The following is a 13500-nucleotide window of genomic DNA, read 5'->3' as shown; positions in this document are numbered from 1 at the left end:
ATGGTGCCATGAGCGTAGTCAAGATCAATGTGCTGACCGTCCCCCAGGAACAGCGCGAGACGCTGGAGAAGCGCTTCGCGTCCCGCGCCCATGCCGTGGAGAGCTCCGACGGATTCGAATGGTTCGAGCTGCTCCGGCCCGTCGAGGGCACGGACGATTACCTCGTCTACACGCGCTGGCGTGACGAGGCATCCTTCCAGGCGTGGATGGAGGGTCCGATGAAGGCGGCCCACCAGGGCGGCGGCGCCTCCGGCGGCGAGCGCCCCAAGCCTGCGGCGAGCGGCTCGACGGTGTGGTCCTTCGAGGTCGTGCAGCAGGCGGCGCCGAAGAGCGCGTAGGCGAGCGCGCACCGGTGTGCGCCCCTGCCCGGCCGGATCATGACCGGCCGGGCAGGTCGCTCCCCCTTGTGTACGGGGCAGCAAGGCCACTGGGCCGGAACCCGGTGCGTCAGCGGTCGACGGGCGGCAGTCCGGCCAGGCCGGTGTCGAGCATGATGCGGTCGACGGTCCTGTCCAGGATGCTGTCGGGGCCGATCACGGTCTCCCGTCCGTCGGGCAGCACATCGCGGGGGCGGTACCAGTCCCGCAGTTGGTTCTCGTCGACCTCGTCGGCGATGGGTTTGGTGGCGTGCCGCGCCACGGTCTCGGCGAACGGGACGTCCAGGTAGTACCCATGGGTCGGGCCCCGGTGGTCGGAGCGCAGCCGGGCGAGCATGTCACCGTAGTGGTCGGCGTAGAGGATCCCTTCGACCACCACGTGGTAGCCGGCGTCCAGGGCGTAGCGGGCCGTCAGCTCGATCAGGCCGATGTTCGCCGCCCCCGGCCGGTCGCGTTCGCGCAGCACGGTGCGGCGGAGGTTGTCCTGCCCGACCACGGCCAGCCCGCGGCCGAATCTGTGGCGGAGACCGGCGGCGACGGTCGACTTCCCCGAAGCGCTGTTGCCGCGCAGGACGATCAGCCGGGTCTCTTCCGTGCCCACCTTCACGGCGATCACGCTAGCGGCCCCGGGCGGGGCCCGGGGCCGAACTCGGCCATGTCACTCCCAGGGCGCACGCGGTCTCCTCCCGGCGGTTGATTCCCCCCGGCCCGCGCGTTTTTAAGATCATTCTTCGGAGAACATCCGGGAACTCCGGAGAACTCGTGCGGAACGGATCGATCGACCGGTGGAGCACCACATGACACTGCTGGATGTACTGCTGGACGCGGTCCGTGAAGCCCCCGGGCAGATCGTCGTGCATGTCCGTGGCGACGGAAGCGAGCTGACGGTCACGCTGCGCGAGCTTCTCGACGATTCCCTGCGGGTGGCCGGCGGCTTCCGGGAGGCGGGCGTCGCGCCCGGGACCTGTGTGCCGCTGCTCGCGGACCGCAGCGAGGACTTCCAGCCGATGTTCTGGGGCGCGGTGGCGGCCGGTCTCGTTCCCGTTCCGCTGGCTGCCGACGCCCGTCGGGTCCTGCCCGTCTGGGAGCACCTGGGGCGGCCGCCCCTCGTCGTGGACGCCTCGACCGCGCCGCTGGCCGATGAGCTTCCCGACGGCGCACGTGCCCTGACCCTCGATGGCCTGCGCGCGGGACCGGTGCTGCGGGAACCCGCACCCGGCGGGCGCGACGACGTCGCGTTCCTGCAGTTCTCCTCGGGAAGCACCGGTGCGCCCAAGGGGGTGGAGGTGACGCATCGGGCGGTGCTGGCCAATCTGGAACAGATACGGGCCGCCTCGGCGCTGAGCGCCGACGACGTGGTGGTCAGCTGGATGCCGTACTTCCACGACATGGGACTCATCGGTACGCATCTCGCTCCGCTGGCCGCCCGGGCCCGGCAGGTCAAGATCGGTCCGCTGTCGTTTGCCAAGCGGCCCCGCCTGTGGTTCGAGGTGGCGGCCCGGCACCGGGCCACGGTGCTCTCGGCGGCCAACTTCGCCCTGGCCCTGGCGGTACGCCGCGTTCCCGATGACGTCCTGGCCCGGCTGGACCTCTCGGCCGTGCGGCTGCTCCTGGTCGGGGCGGAGCCGATCGCGCCCGCGGTGTGGCGTGCCTTCGCCGCCAGGACGCGGCCCGCGGGGCTGGATCCGGCGGCGGCCCAGCCCGTCTACGGCCTGGCGGAGGCGACGCTCGCGGTAACCTTCCCCCCGCCGGGCGAAGTGGCCGAGCCGCTGGTCCTGGACCGGGCGTCACTGGGCGACGGCGTGGCCGTGGACACCGAACCGGGCGAGGACGCGGTCGAGTTGATGGACGTCGGGCGGCCGGTGGGCGGCTGCGCCGTGCGCATCGTCGATGACCAGGGTGACACCCTCGGGGATCGGCGGGTCGGGCACATCATGGTGCGCGGTCCCCAACTGGCCCGTGGCTACCACGGCCTTCCCGGCGTGAGCGCGGAGACGTTCACCGAGGGGTGGCTGCGCACCGGTGACCTCGGGTTCCTCCGGGACGGCCGGCTGTGCGTCACGGGCCGGCACAAGGACGTGCTGTTCCTCAACGGCCGCACCTTCCACGCCACGGACCTGGAAGAGGTCGCGGCAGCGACACCCGGGCTGCCACCCGGCGCCCCGGCGGTGGTCGGTTCGACCGATCCGGCCACCGGTGCGGAGCGCGTCGTGGTGTTCGTCCCCTGGGCACGGCCTCCGCGCGACGCGGCGGAGGTGCTCGAACGCGTCGCGGCGCGGGTGCGCGAGGCACTGCTCCATGACGATGTGCGGGTGCTGGCCCTGCCGCCGGGGGCGTTCCCACGTACGACGAGTGGCAAGTTGCAGCGGCGACGGTTGCGGGAGCGGTTCGAGGCGGGTGGGTTCGGGGCCGAATCGTTCGCGACGGGTGAGCTGTCGGCGGGTGGGCGGCCGTCGGGCGGCGACGGTGTTCTGTCGGCGGAGCCCCGCGCGGACGTGCCCCGGGGGGAAGTGCCCCGGGCGGACATCCCCCCGGCCGACGTGCCCCGGTCGCGGGCCCGGACCGTCGAGGCCGTTCGGGAGGTGTGGGCCCGCGTGCTGGACCGGCCCGTCGAGTCGATCGGTGCGCATGAGCCGTTCGGGAGCCTCGGGGGGACGTCGCTCAAGGCGATGGAGGTCCTGGTGGCGCTGGAGGACGCCTTCGAAGTGACGCTGCCTCCGGCGGTCATCCGGGACCACGGCACGGTGGCCGCTCTCGCCGGTCACCTTCTGACGCTGGTGCCCGGTCCGTCGGCGTCCGCCCCCGGGGCCGGGGAAACCGGGGAATCCCCGGAAGACGGAGAAGTCGTCGCTGCCGTCATTGGGATGGCGTGCCGGTTCCCCGGCGCCGACACCCCCGAGGACTTCTGGGACCTGCTCATCGACGGGCACGACGCCATCACCCCCGTACCGTACGGCCGTTGGCACGACGACACCCTCGACCGTCAAGCTCCCCGGAAGCGCTGGGCGGGGCTCCTCAAGGACCCGGCCGCCTTCGACGCCGGCTACTTCGGTATCGGCGAGGACGAAGCGCGCGCGATCGACCCGCAGGCGCGGCTCTTCCTGGAACTCGCGCATGAGGCACTCGAACGCGCCGGGTACGCGGGGCCCCGTCGGCGCGGTCGCCGGGTCGGTGTGTTCGCGGCCGTCGGCGACAGCGGCTACCGCGAGGTGCTGGACCGGGCTGCGGCCGACGGCCCTCGGCTGCCGAACGCGCTCACCGGCAATCTGCCCTCCCTGACAGCCGCCCGGGTCTCGCAGAGCCTCGACCTCGACGGTCCCGCACTCGCCGTGGACACCGCCTGCTCGTCGGGTCTGGTGGCCCTGCATCTGGCCCGGCGCAGCCTGCTGGACGGCGAGTGCGACCTCGCCGTCGTCGGTGGGGTCAACCTCCATCTCACCGCGACCCCGCACCGGCTTCTGGAAGCGGCGCAGGCCCTGTCCCCCACCGGGCGCAGCCGCGCCTTCAGCGCCGACGCGGACGGCTTCGTCCCGGGTGAGGGCGGAGCGGCGATCGTCCTGACCCGCCTCGACGCGGCCCGGCTCGCGGACGACGAGGTGCTGGCGGTGGTCCGGGGGACGGCCGTCAACAACGACGGCCGGTCGATGAGCCTCATGGCGCCCAATCCGCTGCGGCAGCGCGAGGTCATCACCCGGGCGTACGAGGCGGCGGGCGTCGATCCCGCATCGGTGACCTATGTGGAGGCCCACGGGACGGGCACAGCCGTGGGCGACCCGATCGAACTGCGGTCACTGGCCCACGCGTTTCCCGAACGGCCCGACGGCGAGCCGCGGTTGCTCGGCTCGGTGAAGACGAACATCGGGCATCTGCTCAATGCCGCCGCGCTGCCCGCGCTCGTGAAGGCCGTGCTGGCTCTGGGCCACCGTCGGCTGCCGCCGTCGCTGCACCACACCCCGCCCGCGCCGGGCCTGGCCGCTGCGGGCTTCTCCGTGGTCGCCGAGGCTCGCGACTGGACGTCCGCCGGGCCCCTCGTCGCGGGAATCAACGCGTTCGGCTTCGGCGGCACCAACGCCCATGCCGTTCTCGAACAGGCCCCGACCTCGCCGCCGTCGGCCGGGGCTGCCTCGCCGTCGCCGGGTGCCGCGCGTGAAGTCCCCGCAGAGGGGCCTCATTTGCTGACCCTGTCGGCCCGGAGTGCGGGTGCGCTCCGGGACGCGGTGGACCGGCTCGCCACGCATCTGGTAAGCCGTCCGCGGCTGCGCGAGGGCGATGTCTGCCGGACCGCGAGCACGTCCTGGGACGAGGGGCCCCATCGACTCGCCGTCATCGCCGACGGTGATCTCCGGGACCGGCTTGCCGCCATCGCCGCGGGGGCGGGTGGAGCAGGCAGGCGCGCCGGGGCGGGTGGAGCGGGCGGGCGCGCCGGGACAGGCGGAGTGGGCCAGCATGCCGAGAGCGGCGGATCCGGTGTGCCCGGCGCGAGCGTCGTCCGGTCCCGGCCGCGCGTCGTCTTCCTGTTTCCCGGGCAGGGCGCCCAGTCCCCCGGCCAGAACGGGGCGCTGTACCGGACGGCGTCGGTGTTCCGGGACACGCTCGACGAGGCGTCCGCGCTCCTCGGCCCTGTCTGCGGGCGGCCCCTGCTGGACTGGGGGCTGGACCCGGAGGCGGATCCAGCCGCGCAGGCCATGACCGAGGTGGCCCAGCCGCTCCTCGTCGCCTCCGGGGTGGCGCTCGCCCGCCAGCTGCGTACCTGGGGTGCGGAGCCCGAAGCGGTCGCCGGGCACAGCGTCGGGGAGATCACCGCCGCCTGTGTCAGCGGGGCGCTGACTCTCCGGGAGGCGGTACGGTTCGCGGCCGAACGCGGCCGTCTCATGGGCGCGTTCACCGAACCCGGTGCCATGCTCGCCGTTCGCGGAGGCGAGGAGGCCGTAGCGGCGGCGGTGGCGGGGTCCGGCGGGAGCCTCACCCTGGCCGCGTACAACGGTCCCGGACTTCAGGTCCTGTCCGGGACCGTCTCCGCCGTGGAACGCGCCGCCCTCGCCCTCGACGCCCAAAAGGTCCCCATGCGCCGCCTGCGGGTCTCGCGGGCCTTCCACTCACCGCTGATGCGGCCGGTGGCCGGCCAACTCGCCGACGCAGCCCGTGCGCTGACCCCGCGGGCCCCGTCCGTGCCCCTGATGAGCACGGTCACCGGCGCGTGGCAGCCGGTCCTCGACCCGGAGTACCTGCGCGACCACGCCGAACGTCCGGTGCTGTTCGGGGCGGCCGTGGAACGTCTGGCCCGGGAGGGGTACGACACCTTCGTGGAGGTCGGCCACGGCGCGGTGCTGTCGGGTTCGGTCCGCGCGGCGACGGAGGCGTACGCGCCCGGTGAGTCCGGCGGCGGAGTCACGGTGATGAGCGCCTTGCCCGGGCGTTCCGCCGACCGAGCGGATGACGCTCCGCTGCCCGATGACCGGCACGGCGGGCACGGGGACCTTCTGGCGACCGTCGCCCGGCTCTGGTCGCTCGGCATGCCCCTGGACCGGACCGCGCTCGACGCGGGCCACCACCGCGTTCCCCTGCCCACCTACCCCTTCCAGCGCCGCCGCTACTGGGCCGAGCCGCCCACGCGTCCGCTCCTGCACCGGGTCCTGTGGGAGGACGAGGCCCTGCCCGGGAAGCCGGCCGAGCCGGTGGAGGCGGCGGGGTCCGTACGTTCGGTGCTGCTGACCGGGCCCGACCCCGCGTCCGTCGACCGGCTCGCCTCACAGCTCTCCGCCGCAGGTGTACGCCGGTACGAAGCGGGTGACGACGGGCGGCCGGATGCCGTGGTCCTGGTGGCCGGGCCTGCTCCCGTCCAGGACACCGGCGACGCGCTCGGCCGGGTCCACGACGCCGCGACGGCCGCCTTCCGCGAGGCCCTCGCACGGTTCGACGCGTCGCACGCCGCCCGGTTCCTCGTGGTGACCGAGGACGTGCATGCCACGGGCACCGACCGGGAAAGGCCACGGCCCGCCCATGCCGTCCTCGGCGGACTTCTGCTGGCGCTGCCGCAGGAGACTCCGCGTGCTGCGGCGACCGCCCTCGACCTCTGCTCGCTGGACACACCGTCCCAGCGTCTGACGGCCGTACTGACCGAGCTCGGGTCCGGCGGTGTCCCGGGCAGCACGACCATCGTCGCCTGGCGCGCGGGACGACGGCTCACCCGCCGTTTCGTACCCCTGCCGGAGCCGGCGGGTGGCCCCGCGACGACGCGGTCACCGCTGCCGCCCGACGGCACCTTCCTCATCACCGGGGGCGGCGGCGGGATCGGCGCCGCACTCGCCCGGGACCTCGCGGGCCGGGGCCGCCCCATCCTCGTCCTCACCGGGCGCTCCCCCGCGCTTCCCGAGGGGCTGGCCGACGAGCTCCGTACGCTGGGCGCCACCGTCCACTACCGCGTGGCCGACGTCTCGGTGGAGCGGGATGTCGACGCGCTCCTCGCCGAACTGCCCCGCCTCGACGCCCTCTTCCACTCCGCGGGCGTCGTACGCCCCGGCACCCTGCGCAACAGGCGCCCGGAGGAGACGGCGGACGCCCTGGCCGCCAAGGCCCGCGGCACCCTCCTCCTCTCGCTGGCCCTGCGCCGGCACGGGCTCGACCCGGCGGTCCGCGTCGCCTTCTCCTCCGTGAGCGCCGTACTGCCCGGACTGGCGGGCGCACTGGGCGACTACGCCGGTGCCAACGCCTTCCTCGACGCGTTCGCCGCCTCGGAACGACACGCGGGCAGGCCCTGGCAGTCCGTGAACCTCGCTGCCCTGGCCGCTACGGGCATGGCGGCGGCGCTCGGAACCGGAACAGGAGCGGGCTCCGCCACCGTACGGAACACCCGAGGGCGGCCCGTTGCTCTCGCTCCCGCGCTGGCGGCGCTCCACACGGCCTGCGGCGTCGACGCGGCACAGCTGCTGCTCGCCGACCTGACACCGCCTTCGCCACCGGTGGCCTCGGAAGCCCCGGAGCCCCCGGCACCGATGGCAGAAGCCACGGGATCGGGATCGGGGACCTCGGGCCGTACGCCCGCCGAGGGCACCGGCAGCGGCACGAACACCACCGTGTTGCTTCGGCGCCTGCTCGCCTCGGCGCTGCGGCTGCCCGCCACCGAGGTTCCGGACGACGAACCGTTCCTCGCTCTCGGCCTCGACTCGCTCGCCGCCGTCGACCTCGTCAGGCAGCTCGAACGGGAACTGGGCACGGCCCTGCCCGCCACTCTCTTCTTCGAGTACCGGACCGTCGCCGAACTGGCCGCGCACCTCGACAGCACACCCGCCGCCGCCGTCCCCCCCGCCCTCGCGCCAACGCCGGACCCCGTCCCGGACGGGTTCCCCTTCCCGCTCACCCCCGTCCAACTGGCCCTGCACACCAGCAGCCGGCTCCACCCGGACGTCCCGGCCCACGGTTACGTCCGCCAGACCGTCCGGGGCCCCCTGGACACCCGCCTCCTGGGCCGGGCGCTCTCCGCGCTCGCCGACCGGCACACCATGCTGCGGATCCGCATCGACAACGCCGCCGGCACCGACGGCACTGAGGACGGGATCGGTTCCGCTTCACCGGCGCAGTACGTCGCACCGCCCTCCGCCCTGTCCACGTGGTACGAGGTCCGCGAGCTGCCCGGTCGCATCGAGGAGCTCGAAACGGCCCTGTGCAACCGCCCGTTCGATCTCTCCGCCGAGCCTCCCCTGCGAGCGGTCCTCGCGCGGGAGAACCCCGAGCTGGCCCATCTGGTGCTGGTGATCCACCACGCGGCCGGTGACGGATACAGCCTCAACGTCCTGGCCGGGGAACTCTGGTCCCTCTACACCGCCTTCGCCTACGGGGACGCACCGGCACTGCCCGCGATCGGCACCGGCTTCGGGCGGTACGCGGCCGCTGCCGCCGACGAGCGGTCCTCCACTGACGGCGTGCGCGACCTCGCCGCCGACCGGCGGTACTGGGCGGACCGGCTGGCCTCCCGTGGCGAGCCGCTGCGCCTGCCGTACGACGGTGATCCGTGCGCGCTTCCCTCGGCCCCCCTGACCACGCATCAGAGCAGTCTCGACCCTGCGCTGACCGCCGCGTTGGAGAAGCGGGCCGCCGATCAGGGGGTGAGCCTGTTCCATCTGCTGCTCGCCGTGCACGTGCGCTGCCTGGCACGGTGGAGCGGGCAGCGGGAGATCGCGGTGAACGTCGCCCGCGCCCGCCGGGACGACCGGCTGGCGGGCCTGGACCGGCTCGTGGGACCGCTCGCCGACACCCTCCCCCTGCTGTGCTCGACGGACCCGGACGAGGCGGTCGGAGCCCTGGCCGAACGGCTGGCGGGGATCTGGCTGGAGAGCGAGCAGCACGCCGGCCTCACCGGCCTGGACCTGGCACGGCTGCTGCCGCCGGACCCGGCCGGGCCCGGCCCCCGGACGGTCAGCCCGGCCGGCTTCAGCTTCTCGCGCTTCCCCGCCGCCCTCGACGAACGGTGTCCGGTGAGCGTGCGGCCGACCGCCGCCGGCACCGCCACCGCCGCGACCCGGCTGAGCCTGCTGTGCTGGCAGGACGAGTCGGTCCTGCGGTTCTCGTGGAACTTCCCCGCCCGGCTCTTCGCCCCGGAGACGGTGGCCCGCCTGGACCGTGAATTCCACGACGAGCTGGCCGCAACGGCCCGCACGGCGGCCGCCGTACCCCTCCCGGCCTCCGGGTCCGCCACGCTCGTACGCCGACTGGTCGAGCGGTTCCGGGCCACCCCGGACGCGGTCGCCGTCGACACCGGCGCCGCCACCCTGACGTACGGTGAACTCGACCGTGCCTCGCAGGCTCACGCGGCCTCTCTCCGCGCCCACGGCATCACCCCGGGCAGCCTCGTCGGGCTCCTCACCGAACCCGGCGCCGACACCGTCGTCGCCGTCGTCGCGGCCCTGCGTGCCGGGGCGGGCTGGGTTCCGTTGGACGCCGGGCACCCGACCGCGCGCCTGGTCGACCAGCTCACGCGCTCCGGGGCGCGTGCGGTGCTCTGTCACGCCGCGACGCGCGCGGTGGCGGAAGCTCTCGGCGACGTGACGCTGGTGCCCGTCGACGCACCGGCGTCGCCGCTCTCGCAGAACCAGGATTCCGTGCGGTACGAGGACGAGGCATCCGGGCCCGGCACCCTGGTCGACGCGGACGCCGACGGCATCGCGTACGTGATCTTCACCTCCGGGTCCACCGGCCGGCCCAAGGCCGTGCCCATCACCCACCGGTCCATGGAGAACTACCTCGGCTGGGCCATCGGCACCTTCGGCTACGACGAGCACGACCGGCTCGCCCAGACCGCCTCGCCCTGCTTCGACGCCTCCGTCCGCCAGCTCCTCGCCCCGCTGCTCGTCGGCGCCACCGTGGTCACGGTCGACTGGGACCTGTTGCGCGATCCCGACCGGCTGCTCACCCACGTCGAACGCCGCCGGATCACCGTCTGGAGCTCCGTCCCCACGCTCTGGGAACAGCTCCTCAGCGCCTCCGAGGCACGGGTGCGCACCGGCGCACCGCTGCCGGACCTGTCCGCGCTGCGGTGGGTCCATGTCGGCGGCGAAGCCCTGTCACCCGCGCACGTACGCCGCTGGTTCGACCTCTTCGGCGACGGTCAGCGCATCGCCAACCTGTACGGCCCCACCGAGGCCACCATCAACACGAGCTGCCACATCATCAGCGACCGGCCCGACGACCAGATGCGGCGACTGCCCATCGGCCGCCCGGTCTCGGGTACCGAGGTGGAGATCGTCGGTCCCGGCGGGGAGCCGCTGCGGTCCGGCGAGGCGGGCGAACTCCTCATCGCCGGAACCGGCCTGACCCCGGGGTACCTCGGCGAACCGGCTCTGACCGAGGCCGCGTTCACCGTTCGGCGCGGACGGCGCTGGTACCGCAGCGGCGACCGGGTGCGGTGTTCGACGGACGGCACCCTGGAGTTCCTCGGGCGGCTGGACGACCAGGTGAAGATCCGGGGCAACCGGGTCGAGCCGGGCGAGATCGAAGCGGTGCTCCAGACGCATCCCGACGTCACCCAGGCCGTCGTCCTCGCCGAGGACGGACGCCTTTCCGCCTTCGTGACCCCCGGGCCCGGTTCGTCCGGAGCTACCAGTTCGTCCGGAGCTTCCGGTTCGTCCGGAGCGGACGCCGTGGAGCTGCGACGTCATCTGGCCGAGTCGCTGCCCGCTTACATGATTCCGTCCCGGATCACCCGTGTCGACACGATGCCGCTCACGGGCACGGGCAAGATCGACCGCCGTGCGCTGCCGGCCCTCGGGGAGGCGCCGCCCCGTTCACCGTCCCGTACGGCTGCGACCCGTACCGCGCCGCGCACGCCGACCGAGATCCGGCTCGCCGCCATCTGGTCCGCGCTGCTCCAGGCCGACGACGTCTGCCGCGAGGACGACTTCTTCGTCCTGGGCGGTGACTCCCTGCTCGTACTGGAGGTGTTCGCCCGACTGGAGAAGCAGGGCGGGCCGCTCCCCCGGCCCACCGTCATCTACCGCAACCGCACGCTCGCGACCCTCGCCGCCGCCGTGGACACGGCGACGGCCGAAGCCTCCGACACCGCGGTTGATGCCGCCTCCGATGCCGCCTCCGATGCCGGGGCCCCCACGCCCTTCCCTCTCACCCCCGCCCAACGGGGTTTCCTGCTGGCCGAAGCCATCGCACCGGGCGCGACCTCGTCCTGGCTCACACGCTTCCGCCTGCACGGCCGCCTCGACACCGCCCGCTTCCAGGGCGCGGTGGACACGCTCGTCGGGCGCCACCCGATGCTGCGCACGGTCTTCCCCGCCGGGGCGCGGCCGGCCGTCCAGCAGGAGCTGCCGCCCTCGCTGCGCCTGCCGGTCGACTTCGAGACCCTCAGCGACCCGGACCAGGTGGAGGAGCGCGTCGCCGCTGAGCGGGCGCGCCGTTTCGAACCCTGGGCCTGGCCCCTGCTGCGCCTGCGGGTGCTCACCGTCGCCCCCGACGAGCATGTCCTGGTGGCGCACGCCCACCACGTCATCGGCGACGGCTACAGCGCCGCGCTCCTGGTACGCGAACTGATCACCGTGTACGACGCCCTGTCCCGGGGTGACGTACCGGCTTCGGCGCCCTTGCGCAGCACCTTCCGCGACCACGCCGTCCGCCTCGCGGAACGCTCGGCCGCGCCCGCTGTACCCGCGACGGCCCCGTACCACGACGACCGGTGGGCCCGGCTCAGCGTCCCCTACCGGCCGCCCGTACTCTCCGCAGGTACGGACACCCCCGCGCGGCCGGGCTCCGCGGCGAACCCGCTCTTCCACACGTACGGGTTCACGGTCGAGGCCGACCAGGTGGAGGCGTTGCGCGGGCTTGCCGCGTACAACGGAACCACCCTCTTCGCCCCCGTGCTCACCGCCTACTACCGGGCGCTCGCAGCCACCACCGGCCGGGCGGATCTGGTGCTCGGTCTCGCGGTGAGCGGCCGGGACGACGCACTGCCCGACGTACACCGGGTGTTCGGCCCCTACGCCACGGCTGTTCCGCTCCGGCCCGCGGGCCCGGCGTCGGGACGGAGGGACGGCACGGGCTTCGAGGACGATCTGCGGCGTCTCGCCACGGAGGCCGCCGAAGCTCGGGCGTACGAGGGGGCCGTGCCCGCGCTGCCCAACGGGCTGCCCATGGCCTCGCAGTTCTTCTTCACCTATCTGGACTTCTCCGCCCTGGGCCAGGTGAGCGGAGCGGGCCTGACGGTCAGCCGGGAGGAAGGCGACAGCGTGTACACCCCGCCTCCGGCCGGTACGGACGTGTTCCTGTCCGCCGGTCCTGAGGGCGGGCGGCTGCGGGTCACCGTTCGCGCGGCGGCCACGGCGTTCACCTCTCAGGCGCTGGCCGCGTTCGCGGACGCGGTACGCGACGGTCTCGCGGACGCGGCGGCCTCGGCCGTGCCCGGGATTTGTACCGGCACCGGTACCGACGGGCTTGACGGGGCAGGTCGTCCCCGTAGGCTCGGCGCGCCGGACCGTACCGGCCGGGACGAGCCGGTGGACGCCGCGCTCGTCGGCTATCTGCCGTCCCCGGCCGATCTCGCCGGGCTGGCGGGTCTGCCGGAGGCGGCTTTGCCGCGCGAGGAGTTGCGCACCCTGCTGTTCCCCGACGGGCGGCCGCGGCTCCTGGAGACGCTGCGTACGCCGCTGGGCCGTTCGGGCTTCGTGTGCGTCCCGCTGTTCGCGGACGAACTCGCCCCCGGCGACGCCCTGCTCGGGCACACCACGCGCGGGGTGGAGCTCGCCTCGGCCCTGGGGGCGCGGGCCGTGTCCCTGGCCGGAATGATCCCGTCGCTCACCGGCTACGGCTTCGACGTCCTGCGGGCCGTCGGGACGACGGGCTCCGCCCCCGCCGTCACCACCGGTCACGCGGCGACCGTCGTGTCCGTCGTCAGGACCGTGCACGCCGCTCTCGGCGCGACGGGGCAGGAACTGGGCTCCCTCACCGTCGCGTTCGTGGGGCTCGGATCGATCGGCTCCTCCTCGCTGGATCTGCTGCTCACCCTGGCCGAGGAACCGCCCGCCCGGCTGCTGCTCTGTGACGTACCGGGCAGCGGGCCGCGTCTCAAGGAGCTGGCGGAGAGTCTTCTGGAACGCGGCCTCGCCGAAGTCGTGGAGGTGGTCGAGTCGGATCAGGGGCTGCCCGACGCCGTGTACGGGGCCCGTCTGATCGTCGCTGCGGTCAGTGGGGGCGGCACGCTCCTGGACATCGACGCTCTCGCCCCGGGGACGACGGTGGTCGACGACTCGTTCCCGCACTGCTTCGACACATCGCGCGCCTTCGGGCGGATGGAACGGGCGAAGGACGTCCTGGTCGTCGGGGGCGGGCTGCTGAGCGCCGGGGCCGCCGAGCGTCAGGTGGCCGAGGGGCTGCCGGCCGCCGCGGTGGCCGGTTATCTGGCGCAGCCGATGGTGGCGGACGCGATCGCGTCCTGCCGGCTGGAGTCCTTGCTCCACGCATCGGATGCCGCGGTGCCGCTCGTCCACGGTCCGGTCGACGCGGCCACCGGGCTTGCTTATTGGGAAGCGGCGGAGGCGGCGGGCATCCGGGCCGCGCCCCTGCACCTCCTCACCCGCACCATCGGCCGGGGGGTGATCGACGGCGTTGTCAGTGGTCGGGATTAAGT

Annotated in this window: 3 protein-coding genes; 2 read left to right on the top strand and 1 reads right to left on the bottom strand. The window is 73.9% G+C overall.

Annotation, left to right across the window (positions count from 1 at the left end; all coding sequences use genetic code 11):
- Window positions 1-8: 8 nt before the first annotated feature.
- Window positions 9-338 carry an antibiotic biosynthesis monooxygenase family protein gene (locus tag WQO_RS33190; protein WP_010062473.1) on the top strand — a complete coding sequence of 110 codons (330 nt, stop codon included), beginning with the start codon at window positions 9-11 and terminating at the stop codon, window positions 336-338.
- Between the two features lie 109 nt (window positions 339-447).
- Here the strand turns inward: WQO_RS33190 and WQO_RS33185 are convergent, their stop codons facing one another.
- Complete coding sequence (locus tag WQO_RS33185; RefSeq protein ID WP_010062472.1) at window positions 448-993, bottom strand: AAA family ATPase; 546 nt, start codon at window positions 991-993, stop codon at window positions 448-450.
- A 169-nt stretch (window positions 994-1162) separates the two neighbouring features.
- Between WQO_RS33185 and WQO_RS33180 the strand changes: the two genes are divergently transcribed.
- Entirely contained in the window at window positions 1163-13498 is a 12336-nt protein-coding gene (locus WQO_RS33180; protein WP_193407251.1) for a non-ribosomal peptide synthetase/type I polyketide synthase, read from the top strand.
- The last annotated feature ends 2 nt before the right edge of the window (window positions 13499-13500 follow it).

Source organism: Streptomyces globisporus C-1027, from assembly GCF_000261345.2.
Taxonomy (GTDB): domain Bacteria; phylum Actinomycetota; class Actinomycetes; order Streptomycetales; family Streptomycetaceae; genus Streptomyces; species Streptomyces pakalii.
This window is presented reverse-complemented; position numbering and strand designations above follow the sequence as displayed.

Excerpts from the sequence above, each read along its gene's own strand:
- WQO_RS33190 (WP_010062473.1), top strand. The coding sequence starts at position 9 with ATGAGCGTAGTCAAGATCAATGTGCTGACCGTCCCCCAGGAACAGCGC.